15 protein-coding genes are annotated in these 15285 nt (G+C 52.9%); 10 read left to right on the top strand and 5 right to left on the bottom strand.

The window, feature by feature from the left end:
• The first annotated feature begins 239 nt into the window (after positions 1 to 239).
• Positions 240 to 764, top strand: coding sequence for a hypothetical protein (locus PRZ03_RS09220; RefSeq protein ID WP_273600031.1), 525 nt, complete (start codon positions 240 to 242; stop codon positions 762 to 764).
• Between the two features lie 53 nt (positions 765 to 817).
• Here PRZ03_RS09220 and PRZ03_RS09215 read toward each other — a convergent pair whose 3' ends face one another.
• Both PRZ03_RS09215 and PRZ03_RS09210 read right to left on the bottom strand, forming a co-directional pair.
• On the bottom strand, positions 818 to 2284 hold the full coding sequence (locus PRZ03_RS09215; protein ID WP_273600030.1) for a hypothetical protein: 1467 nt from the start codon (positions 2282 to 2284) through the stop codon (positions 818 to 820).
• 451 nt (positions 2285 to 2735) lie between these two features.
• On the bottom strand, positions 2736 to 3359 hold the full coding sequence (locus PRZ03_RS09210) for a hypothetical protein (protein WP_273600029.1): 624 nt from the start codon (positions 3357 to 3359) through the stop codon (positions 2736 to 2738).
• Between the two features lie 403 nt (positions 3360 to 3762).
• On the opposite strand from PRZ03_RS09210, the gene PRZ03_RS09205 reads away from it, so the two are divergent.
• The 3 genes from PRZ03_RS09205 (at position 3763) to PRZ03_RS09195 (ending at position 5982) form a co-directional block, all read left to right on the top strand.
• Positions 3763 to 4326 (top strand): hypothetical protein, encoded by a 564-nt coding sequence (locus tag PRZ03_RS09205; RefSeq protein WP_273600028.1) that lies wholly within the window; start codon positions 3763 to 3765, stop codon positions 4324 to 4326.
• A 139-nt stretch (positions 4327 to 4465) separates the two neighbouring features.
• On the top strand, positions 4466 to 4996 hold the full coding sequence (locus PRZ03_RS09200) for a hypothetical protein (protein WP_273600027.1): 531 nt from the start codon (positions 4466 to 4468) through the stop codon (positions 4994 to 4996).
• A 203-nt stretch (positions 4997 to 5199) separates the two neighbouring features.
• Positions 5200 to 5982, top strand: coding sequence for a hypothetical protein (locus PRZ03_RS09195; RefSeq protein ID WP_273600026.1), 783 nt, complete (start codon positions 5200 to 5202; stop codon positions 5980 to 5982).
• 265 nt (positions 5983 to 6247) lie between these two features.
• On the opposite strand, the gene PRZ03_RS09190 is transcribed toward PRZ03_RS09195, so the two are convergent.
• Entirely contained in the window at positions 6248 to 6742 is a 495-nt protein-coding gene (locus PRZ03_RS09190) for a hypothetical protein (protein WP_273600025.1), read from the bottom strand.
• A 419-nt stretch (positions 6743 to 7161) separates the two neighbouring features.
• Between PRZ03_RS09190 and PRZ03_RS09185 the strand changes: the two genes are divergently transcribed.
• A complete protein-coding gene (locus tag PRZ03_RS09185) occupies positions 7162 to 7533 on the top strand; it encodes an HNH endonuclease (RefSeq protein ID WP_273600024.1) in 372 nt (123 codons plus the stop codon).
• A 249-nt stretch (positions 7534 to 7782) separates the two neighbouring features.
• Here the strand turns inward: PRZ03_RS09185 and PRZ03_RS09180 are convergent, their stop codons facing one another.
• Together PRZ03_RS09180 and PRZ03_RS09175 are read right to left on the bottom strand one after the other, a co-directional pair.
• A complete protein-coding gene (locus PRZ03_RS09180; protein ID WP_273600023.1) occupies positions 7783 to 8409 on the bottom strand; it encodes a hypothetical protein in 627 nt (208 codons plus the stop codon).
• A gap of 243 nt (positions 8410 to 8652) precedes the next feature.
• Positions 8653 to 9867, bottom strand: coding sequence for a phospholipase D family protein (locus PRZ03_RS09175; protein WP_273600022.1), 1215 nt, complete (start codon positions 9865 to 9867; stop codon positions 8653 to 8655).
• 248 nt (positions 9868 to 10115) lie between these two features.
• On the opposite strand from PRZ03_RS09175, the gene PRZ03_RS09170 reads away from it, so the two are divergent.
• The 5 genes from PRZ03_RS09170 (at position 10116) to PRZ03_RS09150 (ending at position 15132) form a co-directional block, all read left to right on the top strand.
• A complete protein-coding gene (locus tag PRZ03_RS09170; RefSeq protein WP_273600021.1) occupies positions 10116 to 10457 on the top strand; it encodes a low molecular weight protein tyrosine phosphatase family protein in 342 nt (113 codons plus the stop codon).
• Between the two features lie 387 nt (positions 10458 to 10844).
• Positions 10845 to 11561 (top strand): Lcl C-terminal domain-containing protein, encoded by a 717-nt coding sequence (locus PRZ03_RS09165; RefSeq protein ID WP_273600020.1) that lies wholly within the window; start codon positions 10845 to 10847, stop codon positions 11559 to 11561.
• A 90-nt stretch (positions 11562 to 11651) separates the two neighbouring features.
• Positions 11652 to 12755, top strand: coding sequence for a PEP-CTERM sorting domain-containing protein (locus tag PRZ03_RS09160; RefSeq protein ID WP_273600019.1), 1104 nt, complete (start codon positions 11652 to 11654; stop codon positions 12753 to 12755).
• Positions 12756 to 13022: 267 nt separating this feature from the next.
• Complete coding sequence (locus tag PRZ03_RS09155) at positions 13023 to 13772, top strand: PEP-CTERM sorting domain-containing protein (RefSeq protein ID WP_273600018.1); 750 nt, start codon at positions 13023 to 13025, stop codon at positions 13770 to 13772.
• 262 nt (positions 13773 to 14034) lie between these two features.
• Positions 14035 to 15132, top strand: a complete 1098-nt coding sequence (locus PRZ03_RS09150) for a PEP-CTERM sorting domain-containing protein (protein ID WP_273600017.1) — start codon at positions 14035 to 14037, stop codon at positions 15130 to 15132.
• Positions 15133 to 15285 lie beyond the last annotated feature (153 nt).

Below are 15285 nucleotides of genomic sequence, written 5' to 3'. Positions count from 1 at the left end.
GTAAAGGGCTCTTAGATTTACCAAGTAGGTAACCGAGGGCTTCCTTGTTGCCGAATGGCCATCTGCCGCTGGGCTAAGTCTTCGGTCCCCCATCGTTGCGTCGAAATCGATGGGGGCTCGTTGAACCCGGCGGGTCCATCACCCCAGACAATTGCATGGTGCGCCGGTCAAGGTATTTTCGCCAAGTCATAGACTTGCGTCCTCAGGATTTTCCTGACTCGACCTCAAACAATAGCCCCATGTCCATCATCACCCAATCAATCCTCGTCAACGCTGTCAAAACTGTCGGCCGCATGACGCTGGAAGAAAAGTCAGAGCTTGCTAACGAGGTATTTGCTCAGCAGCCGAACCTGCTGGCATCCGTGATTGTCCAGCAGCGCTACGGCACGCCACTGGAGCAGCTCGATGTTCTGGTCAACCTCTTGCTGACATTTTTCCAGGCAATGAAAGACACAGGACTGGTCTGGCCCGTCATCTCAGAGGACATGCAAGAACGCTGTTTGAAGCGCGTTGTAGGACGAATCAACTTCGTTGAAGGCCTCAGTTCCGTGCAGACATCTGAAGCCGTTGCCGACTTCACCAGCAGTCATCCAGAGCCCCATTTGATTGCATTCGTCTTTGGCGAACTCGGTCAAATTGACATCCTTGACATCAAAACCGAAGCTGAGAAGTATTTTGTTTTGGCTGCAGTGAATATGGTCGAGTGCATCTGTGAGGCTGCGAAAGCACTCGCTCCAGTCAAGGGTAAAGAGGCTGGTAAGTAGGCGCACCAGGCTCGCAAGAACCGCCCTGCCCGCCCCGTGCACCTGCCAAGGGGTTAGGCCAATCGTCTTGCTGCATCCCTGCAGAGCTCGACCCATTCCTCGAACGAGCCTTGCCTTTGGCAGTCTCTTCGGTCATAGGCCATCCAATACGACCTCAGCTCTGCTTCGACAGCGAAGACTACAGGCTCTGCCAAGAAACTCTTGCATGCGGCCATCAAGCCTGGCACAGCACCATAAGCTGAACTGGCGAATTCAATAAACAACTCGAGGTCCGGCTGCATGCCGCGGAATCCGTCGTCACCGTCGGGCAACGTCGCCCGGTGCCCGGACAGGAACACCCGTAACCAGGGCAAAGAAATCAGGGCATCAACAAGCTCTGTTCGGAAGCCTTGTTGATTGCCTGCGGCGTACTCGGTGAAAGCGCGAATCGCCGAAGCAGTTTGGCCTGCGTCAGTGGCAAGGCCCTTCAACGCCCGTTTGGCGGCTGGATAGTCCCCAAGCTCAAGTAGGAGCAACGGCAACGCGAAACGGATGCCGAAGTTGTCAGCAGGATTGAGCCTCAGCTGTTTGCGAGCGAGCCGCACCGCTGACTTCAAATCACCAGCCTCAACGTGCATCTCAAGCCTGAGCCACAGCATCCGGTGATAGAAACGGTTGCCAACCTGACTCCAAAGAATCTGGCCTTTGAACCCGGTAGGAATGAGCGCCTCGGCTTGCTTGATGTAGCGCTCCAAAGTGGCTGAAGCGCCCTCCTCTTCGGCGTCGTACTGCATTGAAGCCAAAGCGAGACCGGCTTCCAAGAACCCCGGCTGTGCAATCAGAGCTGCCTCGACCCACTTGCGCGCTCGCTTCTGCTGCGGCTTAGTGAAGTCGTCGTAGCCTTGCCATTGGCCGTCCAATTCCTCAACGAGCTCGTAACAAGCGGGACTCCATTCGAAGTACCCTGCCGTGGCTGTAGACGAAGCTTCTGAATATTCACCCCCATCGCCGTCATCTACCAAGAATTGATACAGCGCCGTCCTGGCCCTCATAGGACTTCGGGCTCGCACCTCATGCCAAGTCTTGCCGCCGCACAGAGCCGCACAAACGTCATCCAGGACGTCCTGTGTCGGTGTGTCGCTCAGCATGCCCAATGTTTGGCCGAAACGCTCAAAGGCCTGGAGCTGTGCCTCAGGCATCGTGACGTCAGCCTCAGGCTGAACCAGTATCAAAAGCGTAGGGCTCAGTGCGTCAAGCCAGGCATGCGGAGCCTTTGCTAGGTCAGGCTCTACAGCGCGCGCGAGGTGTGTCGACAGATGGTGCCAGTCGGAGAATCGGAGAGCCTGGGCAACAACCTCAAGGGATTTGCTGTGGGGCGCGTGGCTTGTTCTAACAAGGTACTTCGCAGCGAGCTTGATGCGCTGAGTGAGGAGCGCAGCAAGTTCAGCAGGCTCATGTCGCAGCATCGTGACGCGAAAGCTCAGGTCGAGGTCGCGCACCACATCATCAAACGAGGATTTGGTAGGGAAAAGGGTGTTCACAGGCACTCCAAAACAAACGACGAAGGGGCGGCCCGCTCGACCTGCGCTTGCAAAGAGTCGTGTTTATGAAGGTGGTGATGCAAATTCCAGGTCGCTCTGGCAGGTTTTCCGATGCGGGCGGATGGTGTGCGACGAACACCATGCAAGAGCTTACCTTAAACAATTGGCGCGCGAGGAGCTCATCGTTCAAACGGCCCTGAAATCCAGACGACCAATGAACCCGTCATCTTGACTACTGTCAGAGGAAGCCGGACCGGCAGGTGTGCGCCATTCTCGTCGCGTCGATATTCCTATGTCTGAACCCGCATGGACGGCAACTGGAGTAACGCCGGTAACAGAGCCTGGTCTTGAAAAGGACCACTCACTCCCTTGCGGCGATTGAACGCCAGCAAAAAATGGGCGGACACAAGGTCCGCCCAAATCAGAAATCAACGCCTCCCTCAGTGCCTATTCAACTCAAGTCTTCAGACCCGCTCGGAACTTCAACAAGCACTTCAGCCAAACGGACCTCACGGGCATCGACGCACGCCTTGAGCTTTCGCACCATCTCCGGAAGGTCACCCACTCGAAAAATGTCCTCGTCCACCTTCTCAGCGTAGAGCAGTACCAACGCTTTCTTCGCCTCAGCAGGTAGTGCCATCAGGTCAACGGGAATCATCAATCTGATTTGCGGGTCATCGAGCATTCGTGAAATCGCCTTGTTGACAGATTGCTCCTCGCTCAAGACCGGGGACATGAAGTCCCTGACCTTTATAGAGCCGCTCACTACTTTGACAACAATCGTTGGCACACCAAGGTATGCAGCACATGCATCCGACACGTCTTGGCTGATGTGGGCGGTACAGCGCATGCCGACTCTCAGCTGATTGATATAGCCGTACGTCACGCCCAGTTTTCGGGCCATCACGTTCAGGTCTTCACCCCGGCGCCGAGCCTCATCAAAAAGCCAGGCAATCAGTGGTCCGCCTTGAGCCGCATAAAGGCGACGACCACGCTCGTCTTCCGTCTCCATAGACAGTTCTGTTGCGCTGTCCCGGTTGATATTGGCAGCGTTCATTGGCTTTGCTTGGTTCAACTTGTTTCCTATTCGTCCGTCTCATGCAAATGCATGAACTACGTATAGCAACATGATTAATTCGCCAAAAATTATTCTTAATTAGCAAGGCCCCTGAGCAAAAGATACCGAATTTAATCGACAAATACGGAATATTCACGCTCCGCTGAATTTTCGCAAAAATTGCTGTCACAAAAATGGGGCTCGTGAGTCTAATGAATATGAAGGCAACAACTGGTGCTTATGTTGAACACCACTGACTTAGCACTCCCCACCAACTTGCATCGCAAAGGATTGAATAAAACTCATCTTTCTACGCAACTGAAAGTCCAACGAAGGGAATCCAAACGGCAAAAACAAAATTAATCAAAGAAACGGCCAGTGCCACATGAACCTGTACCACTCATTTACGAAAAGAAAGCCTATGCCACAAGCAATTAAGACACCCACCAGCATCAAAAAAGTGAACCGCCAATCCGAGAAATCGGAAGGATTGATAGGAATAATTCGCAACCAGGAGCCACTCAATGAAAGTGCCGATTACCTGCACCACAAGCGTCTAGCAAAAATTGAACATGGGGTTCATCTGCGAACTGGCTGGGGTCGGCGAAGCGTTTCGAAGGCACTTGTCATTACGCAAGCATCAACAAGGTACTTTGACCTCATCGAGCAAGCACGTCGCAATATTTCAGACCTGTTTACGCATGCTGAATTCGCAACAATGCTCAGCACAACATGCTCAGAAATATGGGATTGGCGGCCTGGTTGCTCGATGGCTGTTGTCGTTGCAGACAGCAATGGTATCGACCTGTACTGCGAGCTTACCGATGAATGCGACCTGCATGTACTTCTTAAAAAGCTCCTTCAATTGGATATGCTTGAAAACGAAGCTTTGTTTGATATCTGCGAATGCGCATGGAGAGGTGCATCCAATCTTGACCTTGAAGATTATCTAGAAAACTTCGATTTTTTGCTTAAGGCTGGTTGAAAAATTCCCCTGCGATTCACGTCCAGGCCTGGTCCGAAAAATATTTTCAAAATAGTTGACACAAAAACGGACCTCGTTAGTCTAATGGTATACAGGACAGACACTCCTGCATCTCTTCAACAACACTTCAAGGAACTGCATGTCAAACATCACTACCGCACTCGAACAGAAAATCTCCCAAATCAACTCTGAAATCAGCAGCACGGAAAAGCCTCTGCCATTCGAGTATCAGCAAGCCTATTCGTTTTCAACGTGGTACGCATCGAAGTACCTCGCCGGGAAGACAATGTTTCAAAACTCGCCGAGCAGCTCCGTCAGTGCGATTTTGGCTGTCGCACGCTATGAGTGGATTATTCAAAACTCAGTCAAATCCCTCTCAAAGCTTTTCACAGAAGCAGATGTGATTGCGTTGCTCGACTGCCATCAGGGTGACATATTCATCCCCGACCAATTCAACTCTATTGCCTCCGACCTTTGCGACCACCTGGGAATCGAAATTGATGACTACGAGTCGTCAGATGTTGCTCAGCTCATTAACAAACTGCGAGGGTTGAGCCCGGTTCAACGCGCAGTTCTCGCTGAAGTGCTCGAGCACCTCTGGAACACGGACATGAGGGCCGGCCTCAACATTGAGGACGCACTTGCCGCACGAGGGATTCAGTTGCTGTGAGCTCAGCATAGGGCCTGCGATAGCTGACTAATCTCAGCTATCGCCAGGCTCCAAAAATTGGCATCAAGGGGCGGTCTCTTCAAGGAGGACCGCCCTTTTCAATTCGGCACCAAGCAGTTGCAAGGCGAGAATTTTGATGGGCTCCATCACCAGATATAAACATGCGGTCCTAGACCTGATTCCACCTCAACAGGAATCAGGTCATGAAACAAGCCAACCCAGCACAACCACTGCCCCGCGACGAGTACGGCGCTCTCGATACAGCCTCGTCGCTGTCTCCAACGCTTCGCAAAGATGCGCAGGCATTCATTGCCGACAGCGTCAAAGCCAGCTTGCTTCCAGCCCCGTACCAGACCTTTTCTAAAAGAGAGTACGAGTGCCTGAACCTCGACATCTATGACGTTCTTGTTTTCAGAGGTCGTGTCAAAGGACTAATTGTCCAAGCTCGAACCTTCTGGCGCGATACGCGCAAGGGATACACCAGGAGCTCGAAGACGTACTACCTTGTCCTCAAAGCAAATCGCAAGTTGACGGCAACAGTGATTGAAAACAACACGTGCTCCAAGCGTGCCAAGAACACAACCGCGCTCAGCCAGTTGGTCAATCACTACTTGGGCAAGATTGAAGTCAAATGCAAGAAGCCCTCGGTGCCAGTCTCTTGGGCGTACAAGGTGCTGGCAAAAGACCCTGACGGACGCCTGCTCAGCGCTTTTGACGACTCTGAATACAAGATTGGAATATGGCGTCAAGAAGCAGTGGCAGACGACCACGGCGGGGGCTTCTACTACTACGATGACCAAGAACTGGCGATTGCCGCTACAGAACGCGGCCATACCTTCTTAGACTCTGTTTCGAAAGGTAAGCAACTTGTGCTCTGCGAGGTTGAAGTATCAGGGCGGGCAATTGAATACAAGGGCGGCAAGATGGCTTCCTCGCGGCTTCGAGTCATGAAAGAGCTTCAAGCCGTGGTGGTCGCTGCCGACTAGGACTGAAGCCTAATAAGGCCGAGGGGAGGACATTTTTTAGTCCTAAGTGGCCGGGTGTTCAGACTCCAAGTGTCAGCCCATTTAGATTCGACCCAGACCGTCGAAAGATACCCGGCGACTTGACAGTTTCCATTCCCAGCATTCGGCCAACTGTCCGGTTGCAGACGTTCAACGTTCACCCTCACCGTGACGGCGAAGCGGCGGAGGTGAGTCTGTCATGTGCAGCATTTAGCTCGGCGCCGCGCAACCGTTGCGACATGAAATTTTAAGCAGTCACATACTCGGCCGCGAGCTTGTTCAGAAGAAATACAACTGCATTCTTCTTCTCGGCTGATGAAGCGTCGGGGAGCGATGTAGATGGATTTTGATACGAATAGACAGCTGCGGCCTTTGCAAGCACTCTAGCGTCTCCAGCCGAAAGACTGAAGCTCTTGATTAGCTCGCTCTCGTAGCTATTGAGCATGCTGGTTTCAATCTTGCCCTGGTCGAGCGTCCTGTCAAAGTCGCCCTTGGTGGAACTGCCCCCACACGCTCCATATGCCATCTTGGCCGCAGACAATGCTCCCAATACAGCTCCGATTCCAGCGGCTGTAGCGTTGAAAGCCTGACCAGCCACTGGCACGGCGTTAGCTGGGGCGAAGGCAAGGCCTGCAGCTACCCCGCCACCCAAAGCACCAACTCCGGCCCCCATTAGCACGCAGTTAATTTTCTGTTTGTCTCCGGATGCCAAAAGGTCAATGTAGTCTTGAACCGCGCCCATGCAAAACTCCTTCAGAAGCACAAAAAATAACTCGAGACTCTTAATACGGAAATGAACACTAGTGTCTCGCAAGATGGCTGCGCCTGACAAGACAAAGGCGCAAGGAATCCCATGAGACATCGACCGTCCAAGCTGACCACACGCCGCTATGGGTCCGCCTAAAAGATTAGTTATGCGCCGGTACGTCGACCAAGAAAACTACCTTGCAGAACACGAAATACCGAACGAATGATTGTGAGGCAGCTCAGTGTCTACAGCGCAATTCCTGAAGTCATCTCAATGGTGAAAAATCACTTTATAGGTTCTAGGGGGCGTCCTCTGACTCAGGGCGGGTCAGAATTTAGGTGAAGTTTTTGACTGTTATTCGAAACTGTAGAAAGAAACAGCCCATGTGCCATAGGGCAACCACTGGAGGACACATGGCTAAATTCTTTAAAGACGTCAAGGCTCGCGTTTTTGTAAGGCAGAAAGGAGTTTGTGCTCAGTGCGGGTTCGGTTTAAATGAACTCATCGAGGAAACCGAGATGAACTCAATGCACTTTCATCACGTCCAACCACAGGCGCTGGGCGGCGGCAATGATGAAGATAATTGCGTTGTGCTGTGCTCCGACACATACAGGAAAGCAAAAGACTCTTGCCACTATCACGTGCATGAGGAAGGCAACTACCGAGGTAAGGTAGTCGCAGGCCCAGATACGTTCTCCTATTCACACGGTCATGAATCTGCAAATCACATGGCATGGGTTCTGCGCTGGAGAAAAATTTACGGTCAAAAGGAGCAAAAGAATTGAGCAGCAAAGCAGCTAAGCCGTTCAACGGGGCGCCTGGCAGCGCCTGTTAATTCGAACGTTGTGCTATTCAGCGGTACTGAAAGTCTGCTCAGAGAAAACGCCTGACAGGACGTAACCACCGGCGGAAAGAAGCATTAGACCTTCCCTAGCTGAATCAACCTGAATTGGATAGCCAACCCCTGTTAGAACAACTGGCTGCACCAAACCTGAACAAGGGCGCTCTTGAACTGGTCAACGCAGACTGACGCGTTAGGCCTTTGTCTTAACGAACCCACACCGTTGCAACGCCCGCATCAAGCTATCTTGGCCATTGCCACCCACCGCTGAAAACAACTCTTGCCAAAGGCGGTAGGTCTTCGTTTCACGCACTCCTGTCGCCGGCGCAGTGCCGTAGTGTCCGGCGTCAACTGCTTTGATTGCAGCTCGGATTGACGCCATTGCTGACACCAAAGGGTCGCCCTCTTTCTCGTGTGGGACTACCGGGGCTGAGGAGCTGCCGGCGAGACCATGCACTGCCTCTGTCAGCTGATTGATGGCAGCCAGGGGCACAGCCTTGGTCTTGCCCAGGGAGGCAGCTTCCAGCACGAGCTTGTGTGCTTCCTTGATGCGCCAAACAGGGTCCACCTTGTGGGCATCCTCATCAGCCTTCCGTTGAGCCTCCCGCCGCTGGGCCGGGACGACGACGCGGTCCATCAGGTGCTGGCGTTGCTCGGGTGTGAGACTGGCTGCAAGGTCATCTGGAATAACTCGCGAATCCCACGGCAAGCTGCACACCTGGGTCTGGCGGGTGAAACCGTGAGAGTTACCTTCAACGCCCTTGCGGACATAGGTGGACTCGATGAGGAGGACGCGGTTGCCGCGACGTTTTGTTTGCAAGTGGAGCTCCAGTAGTGAGTGATACCTTGTGTAGCTACTGGGTGCAAAAAAACGGACCTGCGAGTTCCTTCATCTTGACCTGCCCCGCTACCAACTGGCGCAAAGCAGTTGATGCTGGGACCTCGGGGCTTGTCAAAAGCTGGTGATGCTGAGGGGCGTCCAGCAAACTGCAGCGGCCTACCGAGGAAAAAATGCTGAACGCTATCCCATCAAGTATGGCTTCACGTCGCCAATTGACTTTACCTATTTCTTGCTAGATGGGTCGTAGTAGATGCTGTCCAACAGTGCAGCCCGATTGTCCCAAACTCGCCCTGCTAACGCTGTCCTTGGTCTTGTTGCGCACCACCAGGGACTGTTCTGCATTGAAGTGACTATTCGGCTCCAGTAGTTGTCTAAAGACAATGTCGACGGCGCGGAGCCGAATGCAGCGCATATTCCCTCTCTGTTTGCGCCTGTCACTCCAACGAAGAAGTCGGGACGCTTCATCGCCAAAAGGCGAGAAGCTGTCGGTACACCGCCAATGTGCGACTTGCCTTCGAAGGCCGAGTTAAAGGCAATCGCAAACGCATCAAAATGCTCCTTAGAAACCTCTCCCTCCACAGGAATTTGGTCCAAGGCCTCGGAAAGCAACTCGGGCGACTCAATGACTAAGTTTTTGAAGTCTCCTTGTCCCGCCATCGTACCGAACCAAGCCCACTCAAGGTCTTCAAACTGCGGCTCAACAGTTCCATATGTCCCCGCAATTGCCTTTCGCTCAAAAACTGGCATTGCCGCAAAGGAAGAATACTGCGAGAACAGTGCACCTGCTTGCTCGAGGATGGCAAGTCGTCCATCCAAGTTATGGTGCTCATCGTTACGGACACCCTCTATAAACTTCGCCCAAGTCAATAGAAGCGGCGATGTCTTTGCTCCAACCCTGGGCTTCTTCAATCGATTGAATCTTTCTAGGGTTCCGCGTTTGGCCTTGTTGAGCCGATACTGGGCTTCGTAAGCGAACAGGAACTCATCCTCGTCTATCTCCTCCGCCGAGCTCCAACTTGATTTGATAAAGGAAACCAAGCTGGTAAACACCTCGCTATCTGCCTTCCCTTCAATCAACACACTGACTTCAATGTTCTTGCCGCCGAACGCACCACCAGTAAGATTGTGGCTCCCGACAACAGCGCTCAGACCGTCGGTTGTCTCAAAAATATAGACTTTCGGATGGAATAGGCGCCCATCTGGAGGCATGCAGCGCGCACCTTTGTTTGGCATGAATGCACGCAGAACCTCCGGGTCGGTCTGGTACATGTGGGTACCGATGACCATCTTTCCAAGCTTGAGATTCGCGGCCAACATGGCTTCGACAACCGGGTTGGAGCCTGCCCAAGCCACTGCGACATCGAACCGCGAGCACGCTCTAACTAAGTCAACAACCGTGCGCGTCGCCTGCCCTTCGGTCAACATGCTTATTTTCATCTTCGCTCCCAAAATTTGTGTTGTGCTGGCCCATTGTCAACTGCAATTTTGACAATTCACATCAGAGGAATCTCTCCCTTCTACATTTGCTTATCGCTTAGCCTTTAACGTTCAAACATCGACACTGGTAGTTAACAATCGTTCGACAGTTCTAAGCGTCAACCGGTTGCTCTACTCGTTTTACCAATCGGCGCCAATATTTGTGTCCAAGGCACGTTTGGGCCACTCCTTCCAAGGGAACCTATCCGTTGTTGCATGTCCTCTTCGTCTGTAGTCAAAACAAACTCCGCAGCCCAACTGCAGAACAAGTCTTCTCGACTTGGCCTGGCGTTGAGTGCACCTCCGCAGGAACAAACAGGGGCGCGAGGAACCCTTTGACATCAGAGCTGGTCGAATGGGCCGACCTGATATTGGTCATGGAGAAGCAGCATCAGCGAAAGCTGGCTGAGAAGTTCCGTGCTCAGTTGAGCGGCAAGCGGGTGGCATGCCTAGGCATTCCTGACAACTATGCATTTATGGAAGATGCCCTGGTCGAGTTGCTGCAAAGAAAAGTCGAGCCGTACTTGGCAAGGTCTGGTGCCGGACGGTAGTCAACGCAGGCTTTAGATGGGGTCGCTCTCGGATGAAACGTACGCAAGCCTAGATTCAAACATGCGTGTTCGACTTAGGACGAGTCGATGTTCCTCACGAGCGTTGACTTGCGGGAATTCAGTCGGCAGGAGCCGTTGAGCGAGCTTCCTAAGCGGCAGATAAACCAGGTAAAGCTATTTTCGTCTATCAGGTTGGTTTTCTATCGACTCGAGGCCGGTCATCTGCCATCGACTCTGGCACCGAACCCCTCCATTTGCATTGGAGTGCCCCCTCATTTGCGGGGTGCTGCATAGACTTTCAGCGTTAGCAGCCAAAAACAACAATCGCTCAACGTACTATGCGCCGGGGCTATGTCAAGCCTACGTACAACATCAGGGATGAGAACAATGAAAATTCGATTGACTGGCCTGGTGGCCATGGCTTTGGCTTCGTTCGTCGGGTCCGGTAATGCTGCGAGCATTCCCGGCCAAGGCACTTGGGAAACAACGCTGCAAGCACGTGACCTTGATGGCAGTGTAGCCAACGGACCAGAAGCGTTTTATGACTCTGCTCTGCACATTACTTGGTTGCGACTCGGCACCACCAACACAATATCCTGGGCGACGGCAAAGGACTGGGCAGAACAAAATCGGTTTGGCCTGGGAGGCTGGAGATTGCCAACGACAATTGACAAAGGTTTGCCTGGATGCGATTGGGCACTGACAGGAGGCACTGATTGCGGGTACAACCCCGACAGCAGCGTTTCGACGGGAAGTGAAATGGCTCATTTGTTCTTTGAAACACTGGGCAACAAAAGTATGTACGTACCCGGCACAATCAATTTTCAATCCGGCTTTGGTCCATCAAATACTGGCGGGTTTCAAAATTTGCGGCCCGACGGCTACTGGTCTGGGTCAGTTTACGAGACTGCTTCGAATCAAGCTTGGAGCTTCAGCGTAGACCGCGGAGTTCAAGGCCCTAGTAGCTTCAACCTTTCAATGTCGGCCCTGGCTGTGCGAGATGGGGATGTGATTTCATCCGTCCCGGAGTCACAAACGTATGCACTGTTGTTGGTCGGTCTTGGCCTCATCGCTGGAGTTGCCCACCGCCGCAACCACCAATAAATAGACCGATTGCAATCAAAAGCAACTACTCTCAACGTACTATGCGCCGAGGCTATGTCAGGCCACCGGACAACTTCAGGGATGAAAACAATGAAAGTTAGACTTCACGGCTCTATTGCAATCACAATTGCATCGATTTTTATCTGTGGCGCCGCTCAAGCGACAAACTATGTGGCGACGTTTCTTGACGGAAAATACGGCACAGCATATGGCATCAACAACGCTGGCCAAGTTGTAGGCACTGCAAGCTACATAGACGATAGCGGCGACGTTCGTGCGACCATCTGGAATGGCACAACGCCCACGGACTTGAGCAAATTTGTTCCTGGTCGCACCAGCTACAGTCAAGCATTAGGTATTAATGGCTCTGGGAAAGTCGCGGGGACTTCGAGCCCGTCAAGTACTGTAGATTTTCGCACAACCCTTTGGGATGGCTCAACCACCACCTATTTTAGCGGTGGACAATACAGTAAAGCGTCGAGCATCAACGATGCAGGGCAAATGGTTGGCTGGTCTTCTTATGGTGACAAGTCCCACGCATATCGCTGGGATACTTCTGGAGGATTGGCCATCGACTTAGGCCCTCCTGGCGTTAACAGTGAAGCCTTAGGCATTAATAGCTCGGGGCAAGTTGTCGGGTATGTAGACACCCCCGATAACCAAAGTTTTCGAGCAACCATCTGGAATGGTACGACGGCCACAGACTTGGGCACCCATGGTATCGCAAGTCGAGCCACTGGCATCAACAATGCTGGGCAGGTAGTCGGCTGGACTATGAAAAGCAATGGCGCCGTGCACGCAACCCTTTGGAGCGGCACAACAGTCAACGATTTGGGCACTCTTGGTGGCGAGAGCAGCTTAGCCTTTGGAATAAACAACAATGGGCAAGTAGTGGGTTTCTCCAGAATTGCCGGTGGTGCCACTCACGCCGCCCTCTGGAATGGAAACAATGTCACCGATTTGAACCTATACCTCGACGCAGATTTAGTGAGTGCAGGCTGGTATCTGGATTTGGCCCTCGGTGTCAACGATGCTGGGTCTATAGTAGGGCGGGCCACCAATAGCAAGACCGGCGATAGCCGAGCGTTTATCCTCGCTATATCTGCAGTCCCAGAGCCGCAAACCTATGCCCTGATGCTAGCCGGTATTGGCCTTATAGCTGGCGTTGCCCGTCGGCGCGGCAAGCAGAAATAACATCAGGCTTCGGCGTCAGGACAGAACCGGTTCAAGTGGCCGGATACTTCATAGGCGGGTGCTTTCGACTACCCTAGCAGAGGACTGCGAGTCGGGTTCTGCATGAGGGACCGCTGCGCTCGTATTCGTCTCAAAATGGCTTGCATACCCTCTACCCAGGGGGGATAGTCAGTTAACTTGACCGTTAGTACCCAAGAAGCGGCCTCCTCCGTCGTAATATGGGCCGGGGCCAAGTCAGGTCGCCAGATAACTTCAGGGATGAGAACAATGAGAATTCGATTTACTGGCCTCGTGGTTATTGCACTATTTTCGTTTGCGGCTAGCAGCCATGCTGCCGGTGTTCCCGGTCAGGGTACCTGGGAGACCACGCTGCAAGCTCGCGACTTGGACGGCAACACTGCCAACGGGCCGGAAGCTTTCTACGACACAGACCTAAACGTCACTTGGCTGCGTGCGGGCAGTACCGACCGTATGGGCCTGTTGGAAGCAAAGACCTGGGCAGAACAGCCTCGCTTTGGACTGAGCTACTGGCGTTTACCTACTTTCTTCAGGCCGAACGTCTGGACAGGCCCAGGCGGCGTCAACGTATGCATATCGCAGCTGACGTTGGGGGGATTTTGCGGTTACAAACTTGACAGTAGCGTCACATCAGGCAGCGAGATGGCGCATTGGTTCTTTCGGAGCCTTGGCAACGAGTCTCTAATATCTGCCGCAACTGGTGGCCAACAAAGTGTGTACGGGCTCACCAACGCCGGTGGCTTTGAGAATTTGCAATCCGACGCATATTGGTCCTACGCAGCGTCCATGCCTGAAGTTCAACTAGCCTTTGGCACGTACACAGGCTTTCAGTACGACCCTGACAAGGGCACTCCGCTCTATGCCCTTGCTGTCCGACCAGGTGATGTAGCCTCCGCTGTCCCAGAGCCACAAACCTGCGCTCTGATGCTTGCCGGCCTTGGCTTCATCGCTGGCGTTGTTCGCCGCAGCAGCAAGCAGCAAGCAGCAGTAAACCGTTAGGCTTCTGCCAAGCAACAGAACCGGCTCATGTAGCCGGTTTTTTCATGGGAAGATGCTTACGACTACCATGGCGAAGGACTGCAGCTCAGGCTCTGAATACGCGACCGCTGAGCTCGGAATCGTTCCCATAAAACTTGCTGGCCCCTCCATTCAGGGGGGGGTAGTCGGCCAACTTGACCGATGGCAACCGAGAAGCACCTTCCTCGACATACGATGCACCGGGGCTATGTCAGGCCTACGTGCAACTTCAGGGATGAGAACAATGAAATATCGACTGCATAGCCAAGTTGCGATTGCGATTTCGTCGCTTACATTCAACGGTCTTGCCTGTGCGGCAACGTACTCAGTTACCCTACTGGACACACTCAGCGGGACAAACAGCATTGCCTATGGCATCAACAGCGAGGGCCGAATTGTCGGGTACTCCAGCCCAACTGAAGGTAGCGGGACAAGTCACGCAGCCGAATGGAGCGCTTCTGCTTCACATAGCCTGTCTTTACTTGAAAGCGAATATGCCTTTGCGCGCGGAATCAATAATGCTGGGCAAGTGGTCGGAGCCACATCCTTTCAGGCAGTTATGTGGTCTGGCACAACGGTGACTGCATTGACAGCGCCTTCCGGTCTTGGAAGTAGAGCAACTGCAATCAATGATAAAGGCCAAATCGTTGGTCAATCCCATAGTGGTGGACGTTTGCTTCATGCAATTGTTTGGGACGGTACATCAACAACTGACCTTGGCACGCTAGGAGGTGAGATGAGCTTTGCCACTGGCATTAATCAAATGGGTCTAGTTGTGGGCGCAGCTCAAAACAGATTCGGAACATTCCATGCGACTAGTTGGACTGGGACTACTGCGACAGACTTAGGAACTCTGGGGGGAGCCGTCAGTTACGCAACGGGGGTGAACAATGACGGGAATGTCGTTGGCTATTCGGCTACTCTTTCTGGTTCGTTTCATGCTGTGATTTGGAATGGCAATGTCGCAACGGACCTAGGAACTTTAGTGGGCGGAGATGGAAGCTATGCCGGTGCAATCAACAATCTAGGACAAGTGGTTGGCTACTCCTCCAAGAGTGGTGACATTACATCGCATGCGGTTGTTTGGAATGGTACGGTCGCTACAGACTTGAATACTTTCCTTGAACCAGAGTTGGTGAGCGAAGGATGGGTCCTTGACGTTGCCAATGGAATCAATGACAGTGGTTCTATTGTTGGTTCTGCATATCAAGTCGGGACCAGTAATAGAAAGGCCTTCCTGCTAACATTGGCGCCTGTGCCAGAGCCACAAACCTATGGCCTTATGCTTGCCGGTCTTGGCCTCATAGCTGGTGTTGCTCGCCGCCGCAGTAAGCATCAGTAAGGCCTTGGACCTTTGCCAAGCAACAGAACCGGCTCAAGTGGCCGGTTTTTTCATTGGCGGGTGCTTACGACTATCAACTAGGTCTTCTATCGGCTCGAGGCCCAGTCATGCGCCACCGACACTGGCACCGAATCCCTTCATTTTCATTGGAGT

The sequence above is a fragment of the Roseateles albus genome (genome assembly GCF_028595345.1).
Taxonomy (GTDB): Bacteria; Pseudomonadota; Gammaproteobacteria; order Burkholderiales; family Burkholderiaceae_C; genus Paucibacter_A; species Paucibacter_A albus.
This window is presented reverse-complemented; position numbering and strand designations above follow the sequence as displayed.

Coding starts and splice junctions, on each gene's coding strand:
- PRZ03_RS09200 (WP_273600027.1), top strand. CDS start 4,466: ATGTCAAACATCACTACCGCACTCGAACAGAAAATCTCCCAAATCAAC.
- PRZ03_RS09150 (WP_273600017.1), top strand. CDS start 14,035: ATGAAATATCGACTGCATAGCCAAGTTGCGATTGCGATTTCGTCGCTT.
- PRZ03_RS09160 (WP_273600019.1), top strand. CDS start 11,652: ATGAAAGTTAGACTTCACGGCTCTATTGCAATCACAATTGCATCGATT.
- PRZ03_RS09220 (WP_273600031.1), top strand. CDS start 240: ATGTCCATCATCACCCAATCAATCCTCGTCAACGCTGTCAAAACTGTC.
- PRZ03_RS09190 (WP_273600025.1), bottom strand. CDS start 6,742: ATGGGCGCGGTTCAAGACTACATTGACCTTTTGGCATCCGGAGACAAA.
- PRZ03_RS09205 (WP_273600028.1), top strand. CDS start 3,763: ATGCCACAAGCAATTAAGACACCCACCAGCATCAAAAAAGTGAACCGC.
- PRZ03_RS09155 (WP_273600018.1), top strand. CDS start 13,023: ATGAGAATTCGATTTACTGGCCTCGTGGTTATTGCACTATTTTCGTTT.
- PRZ03_RS09175 (WP_273600022.1), bottom strand. CDS start 9,867: ATGAAAATAAGCATGTTGACCGAAGGGCAGGCGACGCGCACGGTTGTT.
- PRZ03_RS09185 (WP_273600024.1), top strand. CDS start 7,162: ATGGCTAAATTCTTTAAAGACGTCAAGGCTCGCGTTTTTGTAAGGCAG.
- PRZ03_RS09165 (WP_273600020.1), top strand. CDS start 10,845: ATGAAAATTCGATTGACTGGCCTGGTGGCCATGGCTTTGGCTTCGTTC.
- PRZ03_RS09195 (WP_273600026.1), top strand. CDS start 5,200: ATGAAACAAGCCAACCCAGCACAACCACTGCCCCGCGACGAGTACGGC.